The 19,322-nt window shown below is 24.0% G+C and carries 17 protein-coding genes; all 17 read right to left on the bottom strand.

Annotated elements, in window-relative coordinates:
* Positions 1-6 precede the first annotated feature (6 nt).
* The 17 genes from JRV97_RS05700 to galE all read right to left on the bottom strand — a co-directional run bounded on the left by JRV97_RS05700 (position 7) and on the right by galE (position 19,097).
* Positions 7-759, bottom strand: a complete 753-nt coding sequence (locus JRV97_RS05700) for a polysaccharide deacetylase family protein (RefSeq protein ID WP_281000996.1) — start codon at positions 757-759, stop codon at positions 7-9.
* A complete protein-coding gene (locus JRV97_RS05695) occupies positions 756-2,150 on the bottom strand; it encodes a lipopolysaccharide biosynthesis protein (protein WP_281001043.1) in 1,395 nt (464 codons plus the stop codon). Before JRV97_RS05695 ends, JRV97_RS05700 begins: the two co-directional genes overlap by 4 nt.
* 66 nt (positions 2,151-2,216) lie before the next feature.
* Positions 2,217-3,254 carry a sugar phosphate nucleotidyltransferase gene (locus JRV97_RS05690; protein WP_281000994.1) on the bottom strand — a complete coding sequence of 346 codons (1,038 nt, stop codon included), beginning with the start codon at positions 3,252-3,254 and terminating at the stop codon, positions 2,217-2,219.
* A 1-nt stretch (position 3,255) separates the two neighbouring features.
* Complete coding sequence (locus JRV97_RS05685) at positions 3,256-3,951, bottom strand: acylneuraminate cytidylyltransferase family protein (RefSeq protein ID WP_281000992.1); 696 nt, start codon at positions 3,949-3,951, stop codon at positions 3,256-3,258.
* Positions 3,952-3,953: 2 nt separating this feature from the next.
* Entirely contained in the window at positions 3,954-4,976 is a 1,023-nt protein-coding gene (neuB, locus tag JRV97_RS05680) for an N-acetylneuraminate synthase (RefSeq protein ID WP_281000990.1), read from the bottom strand.
* Between the two features lie 12 nt (positions 4,977-4,988).
* Positions 4,989-6,155: a UDP-N-acetylglucosamine 2-epimerase gene (neuC, locus tag JRV97_RS05675; protein ID WP_281000988.1), complete on the bottom strand. Its 1,167-nt coding sequence runs from the start codon at positions 6,153-6,155 to the stop codon at positions 4,989-4,991.
* Positions 6,155-6,799: an acetyltransferase gene (locus tag JRV97_RS05670; protein WP_281000986.1), complete on the bottom strand. Its 645-nt coding sequence runs from the start codon at positions 6,797-6,799 to the stop codon at positions 6,155-6,157. The genes neuC and JRV97_RS05670 overlap by 1 nt, the downstream gene beginning before the upstream one ends.
* 8 nt (positions 6,800-6,807) lie before the next feature.
* Complete coding sequence (locus JRV97_RS05665; RefSeq protein ID WP_281000984.1) at positions 6,808-7,974, bottom strand: LegC family aminotransferase; 1,167 nt, start codon at positions 7,972-7,974, stop codon at positions 6,808-6,810.
* Positions 7,975-7,985: 11 nt separating this feature from the next.
* Entirely contained in the window at positions 7,986-8,957 is a 972-nt protein-coding gene (locus tag JRV97_RS05660) for an NAD-dependent 4,6-dehydratase LegB (RefSeq protein WP_281000982.1), read from the bottom strand.
* Positions 8,954-10,384, bottom strand: a complete 1,431-nt coding sequence (locus tag JRV97_RS05655; RefSeq protein WP_281000980.1) for a hypothetical protein — start codon at positions 10,382-10,384, stop codon at positions 8,954-8,956. Before JRV97_RS05655 ends, JRV97_RS05660 begins: the two co-directional genes overlap by 4 nt.
* Positions 10,374-11,447, bottom strand: a complete 1,074-nt coding sequence (wecB, locus tag JRV97_RS05650; protein ID WP_281000979.1) for a non-hydrolyzing UDP-N-acetylglucosamine 2-epimerase — start codon at positions 11,445-11,447, stop codon at positions 10,374-10,376. The genes JRV97_RS05655 and wecB overlap by 11 nt, the downstream gene beginning before the upstream one ends.
* Positions 11,386-12,696 carry a glycosyltransferase family 4 protein gene (locus tag JRV97_RS05645; protein ID WP_281000977.1) on the bottom strand — a complete coding sequence of 437 codons (1,311 nt, stop codon included), beginning with the start codon at positions 12,694-12,696 and terminating at the stop codon, positions 11,386-11,388. Before JRV97_RS05645 ends, wecB begins: the two co-directional genes overlap by 62 nt.
* 5 nt (positions 12,697-12,701) lie before the next feature.
* Complete coding sequence (locus JRV97_RS05640) at positions 12,702-14,471, bottom strand: GumC family protein (RefSeq protein WP_281000975.1); 1,770 nt, start codon at positions 14,469-14,471, stop codon at positions 12,702-12,704.
* Positions 14,437-15,651, bottom strand: a complete 1,215-nt coding sequence (locus tag JRV97_RS05635) for a hypothetical protein (RefSeq protein WP_281000973.1) — start codon at positions 15,649-15,651, stop codon at positions 14,437-14,439. The genes JRV97_RS05640 and JRV97_RS05635 overlap by 35 nt, the downstream gene beginning before the upstream one ends.
* 1 nt (position 15,652) lies before the next feature.
* Positions 15,653-16,687 carry a glycosyltransferase gene (locus JRV97_RS05630; RefSeq protein ID WP_281000970.1) on the bottom strand — a complete coding sequence of 345 codons (1,035 nt, stop codon included), beginning with the start codon at positions 16,685-16,687 and terminating at the stop codon, positions 15,653-15,655.
* Positions 16,688-16,700: 13 nt separating this feature from the next.
* Positions 16,701-17,963: a sugar transferase gene (locus JRV97_RS05625; RefSeq protein WP_281000968.1), complete on the bottom strand. Its 1,263-nt coding sequence runs from the start codon at positions 17,961-17,963 to the stop codon at positions 16,701-16,703.
* A gap of 120 nt (positions 17,964-18,083) precedes the next feature.
* A complete protein-coding gene (galE, locus tag JRV97_RS05620; protein ID WP_281000966.1) occupies positions 18,084-19,097 on the bottom strand; it encodes a UDP-glucose 4-epimerase GalE in 1,014 nt (337 codons plus the stop codon).
* Positions 19,098-19,322: the final 225 nt, after the last annotated feature.

The following is a 19,322-nucleotide window of genomic DNA, read 5'->3' as shown; positions in this document are numbered from 1 at the left end:
ATCACCTTAAATATTATATTGATTATATGTTTCTCTATATTTTTTCATATAATATCTTTTTATTATATTTCTTCCCCAATGAACTGGATGGGATAAAAAATATATTTTTTCAGTTCTTTTTTTTATTTCCGTTATGGGATCAGTGTTATACTTCCATGGGTTTATAGTAAAGTCATTATCAGAAATGTATACATCAAATTTTTCCTTTAAATCATATGCTTCAAAAATACCATATTTTTCTCTTATTGTTTTATCTACTAATATAGTATTGGGTACTTTAAATAATCTATTTTCAATTGCTCCATGTGAACATATACTGTTTAATCCTCCAAATAATAGTGTAAATTCTTCTATTTCCTTTTCTAAAATGTTTTTACAAATTAGAATATGTTCAGTATTTATATCCTTTAAATTATTTGCTTTTATATAAGAAGATAATGTTTCATAATGAAGTCCTACTTCAAATCCTGCATCTTTTATTTCTTTTATTATTTCCTCTTGTGAAGTTACCCATCTAAAATAATATGTAGATTTTATATTATACTTTTTCTCTATATTAAACATTACTAAAGCATCGTGAGGACTATGATCTACATCATGTCTTAATAGTAATACTTTTTTGTCTTTGTATTTTTCTATATTATTATAATACTCTTTTAAACTTAACACATTGTAATTATTTTTAAGTGCTAATTTTAATATTTTTTCATATAATGACCAATGATTTTTTTCAAATAATAACTTAAAATATCTTTTCAAATAAAATCCCCCTTAAAAAGATTTTTTGATTTTTTATATATTTTTATACCAACTATTGCCCCAACACTCCCAAAAATTAATATTCTTGAAATACGCTCAGTTATAGAAAACATTCCAAAATATTTAGATATTATATATTGAATTAAACTAAAAGATATTATTAAAAATGCAAAACCAAGTATGTATTTTGGAGTTATTGTTTTATCATTTAGGTTGTATAATACGTTTATTCCATGGAATAATAATAAAAATATATATGATATTAATGTAGTAATAGCAGCAATCTCGTATCCAAATATTGGTATTAACCATATATTTAATACTATATTTATTATACCTGCTAATAATGTTCCAAAGGATATTGATCCTGTTTTTTTATAGAAAAATGCAAAATTTACATATATTGTATATAAGAATTGCATGTAATATGATGCTATTATTATCGGAAGTATTATCAAAGAAGTACTATAATTTTTAGGCGCCATTATAATACCAAGCTCTGGTATTATAATAAACATTAGCAATAATAATAGTAAGAATATCTCATTGTAATATTTTACTTTCTTAAATATTTCTTCTTTTTTATTTTCATACATTTTATCATAGAACCATGGAACCCATGCTAAATTAGTAGCTCCTAAAATTATTAATGGTATCATTCCCAGGGTATATGCATAGCTATATAATCCTACTTTCTCTGATCCTATAATTTTTTGTATTGCTAATCTATCAAATTGAGATAATATTATTCCAGATAGATTATGTAATATTAACGGTACTCCTATCAACATTGAATATTTCCATGCTTTTATCCATATGATCTTCTTACCTTTTGCTAATATTAAAAAAAATAAAATAGTTGAGATTATAATTCCTACAATTAACTCACCGTATATTCTTCCAAAATATTTATTGTTTTTTATTATTATTACAAGTATTATAGACAATATAACTGTAGATATTGCTTTTAATAAACTCAATAATGATTTTACTTTATAATTTTTTTCAAATACTTTTATTGTTATATAATAATTAAATATAAAAGCGAAATATCCTGATATTACTGAAAAAATTAATATATTACTCTCTATATTAAATACATTGGATAATAATTCTCTAAATATATAAATAATAATAAAAACTGAGATAAAACTTAATAATGATAAAAATAATACAGAAGATAAAAATTCTTTCTTTTTTTCTTTAAAATCATTTATTCCTGTTCCTATAGATGCATGCAAATCTATTCCTGTAATTATAGCAAAAATTCCTACAAATGTGGTATATACTGAAACTATTCCATACTCTTCAACTGATAATAATCTTGTAAAAATAGGAATGGTTATAAATGCCATTCCTTTTAATATAAAATCTGTTATTGTATACCATATTCCCGATTTTATAGTTGTGCTTTTTTTTATTTTAGTTATTACGCTTTTTATTATATCACCACCAAATTATAAAAACTTTTTATAATAATCCCATTGGCCAATATCAATCATTTTTTTATCTGATTTATAAACCTTTATTTTTTTATTATTTTTTAATGCGCGTTCAAGTAATTCTGGCATATCTATTTTTTCGTTTAGTGAAATTAAATCAATAATATTGGGATTTAATACATAAATTCCCGTATTTACATAAAACTCATAATTTGGTTTTTCAGAAATTTCTTTAAAATTATTATTTTCATCAAATTCTAAAACACCATATGCAATATCAACTGTTTCTTTTGCAGAAATAATTGTTATATCAGCTTTTTCTGACTTATGATATTCTAGAACTTCTTTAAAATCAACATCTAATAAAACATCACAATTTGCTATAAAAAACGGTTTAGTTATATTATGGAATTTTAAGTAAGCAATACTTCCAGCTGTTCCCAAAAAGTCTTTTTCTTCAATATATTCAATATTATATTTTAAATCTGAAAAATAATTTTTTATTAAATCTTTTTTGTAATTAACACTAAGTATAAATTCATCAAATCCTGAATTTATAAATTGTTCCATTATTTGTTCTATTATTGTTTTATCTTTATACGGAACCAATGGTTTGGGAATAACTCTAGTTAAAGGATATAATCTCGTGCCTTTTCCACCTGCCATAATTAAAACTTTAGTTTTTAAATTGGTTAATTCTTGAAAATTTATTGGTATATTTATAATTTTTATTATTTCCATTTTTTCATTTACAACAGGTAAATATTCAACATTATATCTTAAGTAATCTTTAATTGAAAAACTCTTATATTCTTTTTCATAAATATACTTAAAATTTGTATTCATTATATTAAATGCTTTTATTTCTGAAATATTGTTCTTTTTATTAAATAAATATCTTCTTATATCTCCATCTGTTATAGTGCCAATAATTTTGTTTCCTTCTAAAACAAAAAGAATTTTATATGGCGATTTATTTAATGTTTCAATTACAACATTAAGATCATCCTCTTTTTTTACTGAAAAAAAATCTTTTATTTCTTTTATTTTCATTTTATTCCTCCAGTAATATTTCTGCTAATTTTAAATCAATCATATTATCTATATCAATTGATCTTTCGATAGGCATAATATAAGCATAACTTTTTTTATTATAAAAATCTTTTGTTTTTAAAAAACTTTCTACTTTTGAAATATATATAGCTCCATTAATTCTATAATATTTTGGTAAGTCTTGCCTTCTTTTATTTTTTACTTCTTCTCTAATAAAATTTGAAAGACTTAAATCTTCTGGTAAAGTATTGCTGAATAATGGTGAATGTTCCACTTCACAAACACTAACTATATTATCTGCATTTTTCTGAAATAATAACTCAACAGCATTTAAAATATCTTCCGCTTTTCTTAATGGCGATGTTGGCTGTAATAATATAAAATAATCATAATGTTCATTTATATCTTTAAAATAATTCAATGCATGTAAAATAACATCTATGCTACTAGATGTATCTGTTGCTAAATATTCTGGTCTTAAAAAAGGAATTTCTGCTCCATATTTTTTGGATATTTCTGCTACTTCAGGTGAATCTGTACTTACTATTATTTTATCAAATATATTACTTTTTTTAGCTTCTTCAATTGTATAGATTATTAAAGGATTCCCTTTTAAATCTATAATATTTTTATTTTTTATTCCTTTTGAACCGCCTCTTGCTGGAATTATTGCTAAAAATTTTTTATTGTTATACATATTTATTCCTCCATAAAATGATTCCATGTAAACCCTTCATCTTCTTTTATTTTTTTTAATAGCTTTTTACCTATTATTATTTCATAATATTCAGGAGATAATCCTATATTTGATCTTTTTATGCTAATATCTTTTTCTGTTATTATTTCACCATTTTTTATATCTCTTGCAGCTACTAATTTTTTTCTTGCAACTTCTTTAATTTCAATTTCACTTTTATTTGGTTTTTTTATTCCATTTCCTAACGCTTTTTCTATATTTCTTATTGATTTTACCATTTCTTTTAATTCATGCGGCTCTAATGATGCTTTATGATCTGGACCAGGTAAATTTTTATCCAGTGTAAAATGCTTTTCAATTATTTGAGCTCCCATTGCAACAGCAGCAATGGGCACTTCAATTCCTAAAGTGTGATCAGAATATCCAACAGGTAATTTGAATGCTTCTTTTAATGTTATCATTGCTTTTAAGTTTACTTCTTCATATGGAGTTGGATAATTCGTAGTACAATGCAAAAGATAAATTTCAACATTATTATTAACTTCATATATTGTGTCTAAAGCTTTTTCTACTTCTGATAAAGTTGCCATACCTGTTGACATTATTATTGGTTTGTTTTTTTCTGCAATTTTTCTTAAATATGGATAATTTACAATTTCACCTGATGGAATTTTATAATATGGCATTAATTTCTCTAAAAATTTTATACTTTCAAGATCAAATGGAGATGATAAGAATTCAATTCCTTTTTCATCGCAATATTTTTTTAATTTAATAAAATCATCAAATTTTAATTCTAGCTTTTCCAACATCTTTAATTGTTCTGAACTATTACCTAAACTTCTTTTTTGATATGATGCCATATCTGCATATTTTGATACTAATTTATTTGCTTTAAATGTCTGAAACTTTACTGCATCTACACCTGCCTCAACTGCAGCATCTATTAATTTATATGCAATATTAATATCTCCATTATGATTTACTCCAGCTTCTGCTATTATATAAACTTTATCTTTTTTCATTTTCTCACTCTCTCAAATAGAAAAATTTATATCATAAAATTTCTTCATTGTGTTCAATTTATTGTTTTTAATATAGTCTCTTAATACATCATATATTTTTTCTGTTGCCCCACCTTGATCATATGAATTGTTTATTTCATTTCTATTCATTTTTTCTGCTATATTTACAGCTTTTAATATTTCTTTTTTTATTGGGTCACAATCAATTATACTATTTCCTTTAACCCTTCCTTTTTGCCTGTCTCCAATGTTTATTGTTGGAATTTTAAAAGAAGGTGCTTCAATTATGCCGCTTGAAGAGTTACCCATTACAAAATCAACATATTTCATTGTTGATAAATATTTTAATGTCCCCAGATTAGTAACAGATAAAACTTCATTTTTATATTCGTTTGAAAAATTATTTATGAATTTGTTTATTGTTCTTCCTCCCGCATCTGCATTACTTTTTGTTATAATTATTTTGTATCCTTTTTTTATTAATTCTTCAAGGGCATTAAATATTTCTTTTAATTCGTTTTCTAATTTTTCTTTTTTTAATGTAACTGGGTGATATGTAAATAATATATTTTTTTTACCAAATTTAAAATTTAATTCATTCTCTAATTCATCTTTTTCTAATAAATTCATGCTCTTTACATTATCCAATCCTATTGCCCCAACATTAAAAACCCTTTCTGGACTTTCTCCTAATTGTATTACTCTTTTTCTATATTCTTCTGTGGATGTGAAATGCAAATAACTCATTTTTGTTATTGAGTGACGAATACCTTCATCTATAGCTCCTTCGGTCCTTTCACCACCATGTAAATGTGCTATAGGAATCTTTTGTATATATGCAGTTATAGTTATTGCTAATGTTTCAAATCTATCTCCTAATACTACTAAAATTTCTGGATTTAATCTTTTTAATGCTTCAGAAAAACTTATTATTCCAAGCCCTATTGATTTATTTATACCTATATCAGTATCACTTGATAATAATATTTCTACTTTTTCATTTATTTTAAAACCATCTTTTTCTATTTCCTTATAAGTTAATCCAAATTCTGGAGATAGGTGCATCCCCGAAACTATTATTTGCAATTCTAATTCATTACTTTCTTTTATTTTTTTCATTAGTGGATATAATAATCCATACTCTGCTCGTGTTCCAGTAAAAATACATATTTTATTCATTATATTTCACTCCTGATTTTTGCTGGTACTCCAAAAGCCTTTACATTTTCAGGTATGTCACTTACAACTACTGACCCCGCACCAATTATTGAATTTTTACCTATATTGATATATTGAATAATAGAACTTCCTGTTCCTATATGCGTGTTTTCTCCAACTTTAACCCCGCCACTTAAAGTTACCCCAGGTGCTATATGAGCATTATCTTTTATAATACAATCATGGTCTATAATAGCTCCTGTATTTATTATACAATTTTTTCCTATTTTAACTCCTGGATTTATTATAACCCCTGGCATTATTACTGTTCCTTCATCTATTTCTACATCTTTAGCTATTATTGCATTTTTTGATATTATAACTGGTATATAAAATCCTATTGATTTTATTTTATTAAATAATTTTATTCTAAGCGTTGAATTTCCTACACTACCTACAGTTATTATTGCATTTTTTATTCCCTTATTATATAATTCTTCTAATTGGTCATCTGTATATTTTATTTTTATACCATTTATCTCTTTTCCTAATTCATTTTCAATATCGGAAATACCAACAATTTCATAGTCATTATTTTCTAAAATTATTGAAGAAACAACTTTACAATGTCCCCCGCCGCCAACCAAAATAATTTTTTCAGACATTTTATCCCCTACTTTTTTATTTCTTTTATATTTTTTACTACATATTTAACATCTTCTTCAGTTAAATTAGTGCTACATGGAATATTTAATACTCTTTCCCAATAATAATTAGCTTTTTCAATTTTATATGCATAATTATTTATAAATGGTTTTTGCATATGATTTAAATACCATATGGGTCTTGTTTCTATTCCATTTTCTTTTAATCGTTTTAACAATTCATCTCTATCTAAACCATATTTTTCTTTATCTATTAATAATGAATAAAACCAATAATTTGGTCTTGTATTTTCTCTAAAATCTAATAATTCTAATCCTTCTATTTCAGATATCAATTCTTTATATAATTTATAATTATTTGTTTTTATTTTTATAAATTTTTCTAATTGCTCAAGCTGTGCTACACCCAATGCTGCTTGCAAATTTGTCATTCTGTAATTATAGCCTATTTCATTGTGTATATAATATAATGGATCATCTTTTGATTGGGTTGATAAATATTTAGCTTTTTCTGCAATTTTATTATCTTTTGCTACCATCATACCACCACCGCCTGTGGTGATTATTTTATTACCATTAAAAGAATATACTCCTATATCCCCTATTGTTCCTGCAAATTTATCTTTATACTTTCCCTCTGTATATTTTGTACCTAGTGCTTCTGTGGCATCTTCTATTATCTTTAATTTATATTTTTCTGCTATATCTATTAAACTTTCCATATCTGCCATATTTCCAAATATATGAACAACTACTATTGCTTTTATTATTCTATTTGTATTTTTGTTTTTTAATCCTTTACTGGTTAATTCGCATTCATTTTTTAAAAACTCTTCTAATTTATTTATGTCTATATTTAATGAATCATCACAGTCCATAAATATAGGCTCTGCGCATAAATATTTTACCGGATTAACAGCTGCTATAAATGTGAGTGTTGGAACAATTACTTCATCTCCTGGTTCGACCCCTAATAATTTTAAACCAAGATGAAGTCCTGCAGTTCCACTTTGAACTGCAACTGCTTTTTCAACATTTAAATATTGAGCTATATTATTTTCAAATTCTGTTATATATGAACCCCCTGTAGAAACCCATGTTGTTTCCACAGCATTTAATACATATTCTTTCTCTTTTCCTGTAAAATTAGGTATTGATAATGGTATATATTTCATATATTCACCTTCTAAACATTATATATATCAACTTTAAAATATTGCATATTTTCTTTTATCCAATTAATAGTTTCTTTTAACCCTTCTTCTAATGTATATTGTGGCTTCCAACCAGTTAATTTCATTGCTTTTTCTGGATTTGATAATAGTCTTTCAACTTCTGATTTTTCTGGTCTTAATCTTTCTTTATCTGTTATTATTTCTACATCTTTTCCTATTAATTCAATTATTTTTTTAGCTAAATTACCTATCGATATTTCTTTTCCTGTTCCTAAATTATATACATCACCAATTGTTTTTTCATGTAATCCTACAGTTATAAATCCATTTGCTGTGTCTTTTACATAATTTAAGTCTCGTGTAGGAGTTAAATTACCTAACTTAATTTGTTTTTTCCCTGCTAATATTTGAGATATTATTGTTGGTATTATTGCTCTTGCTGATTGCCTTGGACCGTATGTATTAAATGGTCTTATTATTGTTACTGGTAATTCGAATGATCTATAATAACTTAAAGCTAAATGATCAGCTCCTGCTTTTGAAGCGGCATATGGAGATTGAGGATTATATGGATGTTTTTCATCTATTGGTACATATTGTGCTGTACCGTATATTTCGCTAGTTGAAGTGTGTATTACTCTTTGAATATTTAATTTTCTTGCTGCTTCCAATACATTATATGTCCCCTCTGTATTTGTTTTTATATATGCTAATGGAGAAAGATATGAATATGGTATTCCTATTAATGCTGCAAGATGAAACACTATATCTACATCTTTCATTGCATCATATACACTATCATAGTCTCTTATATCTCCTGTATATATCTCTATATCTTTCAAATATTTAGATTTTTCAAGCCAACCCCAATCATTTTGAAAGTTATATCTAACAAAAGCTTTTACATTATATCCTTTTTCAACCAGCATTTCAGTTAAATGAGACCCTATAAATCCTTCTGAACCTGTGACTAATACTTTCATTTTTTCACCTCTATTCCAATTTCATTCTTTAAGAAATTTATATAGTTTTCTTTCCAATTTTTATTCCAAAAATATTCTATATTATATTCCTTTTCTGATTTCATATTATTTTTAATCATTTCGTATAATTCATCAACGGTGTTAAACCATATTCCTATATTCTTTGGAATATGTAGTTCGGAAAGCGGATGTTTATATATAAACACTGTTTTATTTAAAGATACAGCTTCAAAAATTGTTGTTGAATATATACTAATAATATAATCTGAATCGTGTATTAAATTGTATATGTCTCCTTCTTTATTTATTTCAATATTATTATAATTATATAATTCTTTATATCTTTCTTCAAAAGGTATTTCTCCCGGATGCAATCTAAATATTATTCTATAATTTTTATCTATTTTTTTTGATAACTCTTTTGCTATTTTTACATTTATATTCGTAACTGTTCCTTGAGAAACTATTAATATTATTTTTTTTGACCTCTCTTTTTTTTCATTATTCAATCTTTCAAAATTATACCAAAAATGAGGATTACCAATAGTTATTTTTTTTACAGGTGTTTTCATATTATCGTTCCAGAAATCACCATATGTTAAAAGATATTCCGGTAGATATTTTTTATATTCTTCATTTTTTAATATTGTGTCATTATAATTATATGCCACATGTCCCGAAGTGATTACACCATGCTGGAATTCTGCTGTTTTTATTTTCATCTCTTTAGCTATTTTTACTATATGTCCATACATATTTCCGTAACTTGCAGTGTTAACAAAAATAATTTTTGGTTTTAGTTTTTTGAATAATTTTCTATAATATTTTTTATATAATGGAATCTGAACAGAGTGAGCTATAATAAGATTATATATGTTATTATAAAATTCATAATTAAATTCTTGAAAGTTTGATTTTAAGAAAAGAATAAATTCATTTGCCAATTTTTTATCATGGTTATCTGCTTTTTTTAAAATTTTAGATTTTAATATTATATTCATTGTTAGATAATCACTATATGCAATATTTTTAAAATAACGCGGTCTAAAATACTGTAGGTTATGCGATTTTTCAATAAAAAAAGTTTTTTCAGGAAAAATATTTGTATAATAATCGTGTAGCCTATTAAAATATAATCCATCATTTCTTAAATGATTAGCAGAATTTACTCCAAAAAACAATATTTCATAATTTTTTTTTACTTTATATGGGTTATTGGAAAATGTTATATATATATATTTTAATAATTCTTTAATGTTCATTTTTTTATGAACATTTGACATTGATTCTAATTGTAAACCATAATAATTTTTCATATACCCATATAATATAGTATATCTTATAAATGGCCATAATAAATCTCCAGATGAAAATTTAAAATTTAATATATCATTTTTTTCTTCAAATTTTAATATTTTATCTAACATTTATTTCCTCCAAATGTTTTAAAATCTTTGCTATCTTTTCGCCAGCATTACCTTTTCCATATACATTTCCCGGATATTTCGCATTATTTTTTTCAAATACTTTTTCATATATATTGTTTTCATCTGCTAATTTATTCCACTTTAATTCTATTAATTCTCTCCATCCTGTATCTGGCATTATTACTATTGCCTGTCTTTCAGCAAAATATGCTTCTTTTTGCAATCCTCCACTATCTGTTATTACTTTCCATGATTTTTTTACCATCCCCATTAAATTTAAATAATCTATTGGATCTATTACTTTTACTTTTTCCAAGTATTTCTCTAAATTAAATTCTTTTATTCTTTTTTTAGTTCTTGGATGTATTGGAAATACTATTGTTTTTTCTTTTGATATTTTTTCTATTTGCTGTAGTATTTTTTCTAATTTTTCTTTGTTATCTACATTGAAATCTCTATGCATTGTCATTACTATATATTCATTTTCTTTTAGTTTTAATTCGTTAAATATATCATATCTGAATTTTGGTTCCATTATTTTATACAGGTCATGCATTATATCTCCTACAAAGTATACCCCTTTTGTTATATTTTCTTTTTTTAAATTTTCTACCGCTAATTCGCTGGGACAAAACAAGTATGTTGATATTCTATCTGTTAATACTCTATTTATTTCTTCTGGCATATCTTTTGGTTCTTGTCTTATTCCTGCTTCTATATGTGCTACTGGTATTTTTAATTTACTTGCTACTATTGCTCCTGCTAATGTTGTGTTTGTATCTCCATATACCAAAATTATATCTGGTTTTTCTTTTATTGTTATTTTTTCAAACTCTATCATTATTTTTCCTGTCATTTCACCATGATTCCATGACCCAATATTTAAATAGTAATCTGGTTCTTTTATTTTTAATGTTTCAAAAAATATATCTGACATGTTTTTATCATAATGTTGTCCTGAATGCACTAATATTTCTTTTATACCCTTTTTTTCTAATTCTTTATTTATTACTGCTTCTTTTATAAATTGTGGTCTTGCTCCTATTAAACTTAGTATTTTCATTTTTTTCCTCCAAGATTTTTTCAATTTCTTTTATTTCTATTTCCATTCTTTCCTTCCAGGATTTTAACTCATTTTTATTAAATTTATTTTTGTTATTGTAAAAGTATAAAATCCCTTTTATAGCATTTTTAGAAAATTCTTTAGGTTTCACGTAATAAATATTATTAAACGATAAATATTTTGAATTATTTTCATCATCAGTTGCAATTGTTGGAATTCCTAGATATGAAACTTCTAATATTTGATTACCAGTATTGGCATAATCATTTACTATCAATACAACATCACATAATTTATAGTAATATTTCATTTCTTCATATTTTATTTTTCCTAACCATATTATCTTTTTCTCTACATTAAGCTCTTTCGCATATTTTTTTAATGAATCTTCCATTGGTCCCCCCATTCCACCTATAAGAAGTTTTGCATTTATTCCATTATCTATGGTTTGCTTTAATAAGTATATTGCTCTATCTATTCTTTTAAATGGATGAAATCTATTAAATATTCCCAATACATAATGTTCTTTTAAATTATGTTTTTCTTTTAAATATTTTATTTTTTCTTCATCAACTTTTTCTTTTATTTTATCATCTAAACCATTTAATAAAAATAAATATTTATTTATACCTAATTTTTTTAATACTTTATTTCCCTTTGTTCCATCATTTGCCATTATTACTAAGTTAAATTTTAATTTATATGCCAGTTTATGAAACCAGAGTTTTTTGTTATTTAAATTGTTGTAATCAAGATAGGTTCCTTGAAATCTTTTTGCTGCTGGTATTTTAAATATTTTTTTTATTAAATATCCTGGTATTACTGAAAATACTTCATATGAATACACTAAATCTGGTTTTATAAATAAAGCTAATAGCAGTGCTCTTATACTTTCAAATATTGTATAGAATATAAAAAAAATTGATTGAAATGTGGTAATTTCTGATTCCGGCTTTATTATTGCGTCTGGATGTGGAATTGGAATTGATATTTCTTTCTTAGTACTTTTCTTGCTTATTAAATTTCTTATATACTCAAAAACTTTGGGTGTTCCATAAAAATGATAATTTTTAAATTTAAGGAAATCTTTTACATTATATTTTTGACTATTTCTATAAAAAAAAGCAAAGTGATATACTTCATAACCGCTTTTTAAATATTCAATTAACGTATTTTTAAAAGATTGATTACTACCAATAACTGGACCTATTGGTCCAGATATTAAAAACATTTTTTTCACTTTTATCATTTTTTTCACTCCGTTTTAATATATATGTATTTTACATTGTTTTGAAGCTCTTTTATTCTTTCTACATCATCAATATAAGTATATTTTTCTTCGATAAGAACAAATCTATTTTTTATTTCTTTAAATAATTCTATGTCTGTTTTTTCGCTTGAATCTATTATAATAAGTACATTTTCTAATTTTTTTATTTTTTCATTTATTTCTTTTATGTCTTTAAATGATGTGTTTTTCCTTATTTCATAAATTTCATATTCATCAAATAAATAATCAAATTCTTTTAGATTTAATGGATATACTACTGCTTTTTTTATATGATTATTATATAAATATTTCCGTATATTATTAAATTTGATATCATCATATATATCAGGTTCTTTGAAATGTTGTTTAAATAAATCAATATCAATAATTTTATTATTAAAATGTTCTTTTAAATAAATACCTAAAAATCCCATAATAATAGCTAAAAATATTGTTGTTGCTAATAATAAATTTTTGTTTGGAGAAGAAGGACTTTTTGGCGGATAGGGTTTTTCAATAATATCAAATTTCGGCATAATTGAAAAATCCTTTAAATTTATTTGGTCAATTAAACTTGTTATATCTGATAACTTTTTTGATGCTATTTCTTGCTCTTTTTTTAAATTAAAATATTCATAATATAACGGTGATTGAGAATATATTTTGGCATCAATATCTTTTAATGTTTTTTCAAGAAACGATTTATAAACATCAAGTTTCTCATATTGTGATTTTAGAGATATATAATCTTTGAAATCATTTTTTGATACTGTGTCTAAATATAAATATTGATTTGATAATATTTTTTCAACTTCTTTATCTAATTCCTGCTCTAATAATTTAATATGAGTTTCCATTTCATATATTTTTGGAGAATTAGGATTTGATGATTTTAACGTTTCTAATTCTAATTTTTCATTTAATAAACTTCTTTTTAAAGATGTTATATCTGGGTTTGACGATATTACTAATTCTTTTTTTAATGAATCATCAATATTCACATAATTATTTTCAAACAATTCAATTTTATTTCTTAATTCATATCTTTGATTTTCAATTTCAAATAAATTATTATATATTTCATAATATTTATCTATTAAATTTTTTGGTAATGAACTTGAAAAAACTTTATTTTTTAATTCGAAATCTATTATTTCTTGAGTTTTTTTATTTAATTCTTCTTCTAAAGTTTTTTTAATATTTTCAAGTTTTTGTTTATACGAATTAAAAAATTCTTTTTGTTTATTTACGGTATATTCTATATAATAATCGTATATTCTCTGCACAACTGATGCAGAAAGAGTTGGGTCTGTAGAAGTAAAACTGACATAAATATAATTTGTTGATGGTACTTCTTCAAGAACAATTTGTTTTTTTAGAATATTTATAGCATTTCTTTTTTCGATTTTTGTTTTTAATAATTTTCTTATTATATTTAAATTTTTATTGTAATAATCTACTAAATTTAACTCATCAACTATCTTTTCTATCACTGGTTCAGAAGTTAATCTTATTTTTTCGGTAGCTATTGTATTTATATTATTTCCACCTATTAAAGAATTAATATCAATTAATCCAGATGAAATAAATGAATTTTGTTGTGAATCATTTAATTCAATAAGCATTTTTGAAGTATATTTTTTATCTGCATATTTTATATACAATATTCCTAGTACTATTGTTAATATAAAAGTTATCCAATAATATATTTTCCATCTTTTATACATATTCTTTATTATAGTAACTGTATCCATTTTCGCAACCTCCAGATTGATATATTAAATACGCAATTAATATATAATATATATTTAAAAAAACATATATATTTGTCATAGATTCTAATGTAATTCCAGAAATAACTATATGCGTAGTTATTAGAAACATTAATTTATTAAATATATTATTATATTTCTTTAATATCATTATATAAATATTTAAATATATTAAAAAATATGAAAAAACCCCAATAAGACCGAAATTATTAAATAACATCAAATACTGATTATCCCAAATATTTTGTGAATTTTTAATATTTCCAAATAATGTATTTATAAAAGTATGAAAAGTATCTTCTCCTATATCTTTTTCTATTGCTGGTTTTGCAATATAATGTATTCTAATATAAAATGATCTATCATATTTTAACATTCTTATTATTCCATTTATATCAAATGATTTTAAACCATATTTATAATCCAAAGAATTATAAACTATACTTAAAGTACTTAAAATTAATAATAATACTAATATACTTAATATTATTATTTTCTTATTCTTTGAATATATAAATTCAAAAATATAAAAAACAGAAAAAACTAAAATCATTGCAAGTAAAGAAGTTCGTGAAAAAGTTAATATAAGAGCTCCCAAACCTATTAATAGAAAAAAAATGTTTAAAAATTTTTTTCTATTGTTGATTATGTTCAAATATGAAAAATATATACTAATAGAAGAAAACAATCCAGATAAACTACTACTTACACCTTTTTTAAAAGGTATCACAGCTCTATGAAATTGACCCAAATGACTAATCCCATCATAAAAAATATATATAGCGTATGTTATAAACAGAACATTCAAAATATTAAATAAATTGCTTTCCTCATATTTATTTTTTTGAAAAAAATGGTAAAAAACTGTCAATATTACAAAATATTCTATTTGTTTAAAAAATAATATATACTCTTTCGCTACTAAAACTGCTCCTGCAAATGGGGCAAATGTTATTCTATAGAAAAAAAGAATTATTGGAATTAAAAAATACCAATAACTTTTAAATTCTATTTTCTCTGTTTTAATAAACATTATAAATAAAAATGCAATTATTATCTCAGAAATATAAATTAAATCATCACCAAAAAAAACTACAGGTAACCAAAAAAAACCAAATATCAAAAAATTAAAAACTTTGTTGGAAATTTTATCAACTCCCATTTTAAAAATCCCATCCACCAAATTTTGTTGGTTTGATGAATTCTAAAATTGTCGCTATTACGGGTACATATAAATCTATCATAAGCATTCTAAACTTTTTAAATACTAGAAAAAGAAGTAAAGATACTGATATATATGATAAAAACAGTTTTACATCAAAAAACAATAAGAATAGTGTAAAAAATAATGCCATATACCATCTACTAATTTTATGTAGAAAGAAAAAAGAGAAAGATAAAAAATCTAATTTCAATTCAAAATATTCAAATAATGTTTGTATTCCACCTCTAACTACTCTCATTTTTTTCTTAAAATAAGACCTTGTCGTATAATTTTCTTTTTCTGTTTTACATATTATGCTATCATTTTGAATACTTTTTCCGCCATTTTTTATAACCCACAAGGGTATAAATAAGTCATCCGCAATAATGTGAGAAGGTATTTCAGGAAAATATTCTCTTTTAACAAAAATAAATGTACCACTAGAAACAACACATTTCCCAAATTGACTTTCAAAATTCCTTACATTAAATTCTATATTCCAATATTTTTTCAATCCTGGTAGTTCATCACTTCCAACAATTGCTGTTACCATTTCACTATTACTTAGAACAGCATTTTTTAATGCATTTTTTGATAAAAACAATGTATCTGCATCAGAGACTAATATATAATCTCCGGATGATTTTTGGTATAATTTATTTAAAACACTAGCTTTTCCTGAACGATCAAATTCAAAAACTTTTACATTTTCAACTTTTCTAGCCTTTTCAGCTGTCCTATCTGTTGAACCATCCGAACCTATTAATATCTCTAATTTATCTTTTGGATAATTTTGACTAAGAATATTTTTAATTTTATTTTCAATATTTTTTTCTTCATTATATGCTGGAATTAAAATACTTATTTTAGGAAAATTAGAAATATCTATATTAGAAACATTCATATCAATTTTTTTGCTAAAAACATTATATATTATTGCTATAGCTACAAATAATACATGCATTAATGATATTATTAAAAATAATTGCCACATTTTGATGCCTCCATTATTTAGCGCCTTTCAACCCAAATATTGTTTCTACCGTTTGAATCATTATTTTAAAATCTAATAACCATTTTCTATTTTTTATATAATATAAATCGTATTCTGTTTTTTTTCTATAATCTTCTAATGTAGTTGTATGTTTATAATTAATTTGTGCCCATCCTGTAATTCCAGGCTTTAATTTAAGTCTAAATTCATACATCGGTATGTTTTCTTTAGCTAAAATATGAAAATGTTCCATTTCTGGTCTAGGACCGACAATGCTCATCGTTCCATTTAATACATTAAAAAATTGCAAGACTTCATCAAGCCTTGTTTTTCTTAAAAATTTCCCAAAATATAATGCATGTTTATCTATTTTTTCATTCGGATTCGATAATTTGTCTTCATCTTTTTTATCTTTCAAAGTTCTAAACTTTATTAAAAGGAAAGGTTTCTCATTTTGCCCAATTCTTATCTGCTTAAAAATAACAGGATTTCCATCTTCTAAAAAAATCAGAAAATATGATATAACTATTAATGGTGAAAATAAAATTAAAAGAAATAATGAGAAGATTATATCAACTATTCTTTTAGCAGGCGATTCTTTTATTTCACTAAAAGCTACTTCATAATGGGCTTTAAACTTTTTCGCTACCTGTATTGGAATTCTCCTTAAAAATCTTTCAACTATGACAGGTAAATATTCAACTTTTATACCATTTTCTTTAAATTCATTTATTTCATTTATTACCAATTTTTCTAACTCTGGATCAGCTACCAAAACCCCATCATGTTCTTTAATCAATTTTTTTAATCTAACAGGTGAAGGATTTATATATTCAGCAAATCTTAATTTTCCAAGACTCTTTTTTTCTATTTCATTCATTAAATCTTCCCATTCTTCTTTTCTACCAATTACTATATATTTTTTTGGTTCTATATTTCTTAATAATATATAATAACTAATTTTATGAACAACTGGTAACACTAAAATATTAAATAGAAAATTATCTAAAAAATATGATTTTAAAATAAAATTATCAAAAATTGCTGAAAAAGATAAAACCGCGAGAAAACCTAACATCATTCCAGCAAAAACTCTTATTATTGTATCATTCCAGCTTTCTATGTTTTCAAAATCATATGTTCTAAATGCATATATACCAAGATATATAAATGTCCCAAATATCAATGAAACATATATGTTCCTGGTTATATATGTATTAAAAATTATTAAAATTAGAAAATCAATTAATTTTAGAAAATTTGAATTTATTTTCATTTCATGCCTCCAACACTATTTTATCCCATTCATAATTATAGCACACTTTTGATTTTTTGTTTTTATAATTAAATAAGAATTTGTTAATTTTATTAAAAAAATGCCGGATAACCGGCATTTTTATTTATCATATCCATTTGGATTATTTTTTTGCCAATTCCAGGAATCTCTACACATATCTACTATATTTCTTTCGGCTTTCCACCCCAATTCCTTTAATGCTTTTGTTGGATCTGCATATACTTGATCAACATCGCCAGGTCTTCTATCTACTATTTCATATGGTATTTTTATTCTATTTGCTTCTTCAAATGCCTTTACAACATCTAAAACACTATATCCAACACCTGTTCCAAGATTATATACTTTTACTCCTGTTTCATTCATTATTTTTTCCAATGCTTTTATATGTCCTATTACTAAATCCACTACATGAATATAATCTCTTACACCTGTTCCATCATGTGTGTTATAGTCATTTCCAAATACATATAATTTTTTTCTTTTTCCAACTGCTACTTGAGTTATATATGGCATTAAATTATTTGGAATACCATTTGGATCTTCACCTATTCTACCAGATTCGTGTGCTCCTATTGGATTGAAATATCTGAGTAATGCAATAGACCATCCATTATCAGATACATATAAATCTTTTAATATGTATTCAATAAATAATTTTGTTCTACCATATGGGTTAGTAGCTGATAATGGTGCATCTTCTGTTATTGGTACTTTTTCTGGATTACCATATACTGTAGCAGATGAACTGAACACTATTTTTTTTACATTTTTCTCTTGCATTATTTCTAATAGATTCAATGTACCTGTTATGTTGTTATGATAATATTTTAAAGGAATTGAAACGGATTCTCCTACTGCTTTTAAACCAGCAAAATGTATTACTGCATCTATTTTGTTTTCTTCAAATATCTTTTTTAATCCTTTTTTATCCAATAAATCTAATTCATAAAATTTAAAGTCTTTTCCTGTTAATTCTTTTATTCTTTTTAATACTTCTGGCTTACTATTTGAAAAATTATCTAAAACCACAATTTCATATCCAGCATTTAAAAATTCCACACATGCATGAGAACCAATGTATCCTGCTCCACCTGTTATTAATATTGCCATAATTTCACCCCCGATATTTTTTCTCCATTTATTATAACATATTTTTACCTATACAAGTTTAGCGCTTAATTCTATAAATATAGTAAAAGTAGAAAGATGATTACAAAAACAAGCTTTTAAGCTTAGTCAATTTCCCTATCTTCTCGAAAATTTTTTATTCTAACTAAATAATATTTTATAATATTTATTAATTAATTTTTATTATACACAGTATACATTTAAGAA

The organism is Marinitoga aeolica, assembly GCF_029910535.1.
Classification (GTDB): domain Bacteria; phylum Thermotogota; class Thermotogae; order Petrotogales; family Petrotogaceae; genus Marinitoga; species Marinitoga aeolica.
This window is presented reverse-complemented; position numbering and strand designations above follow the sequence as displayed.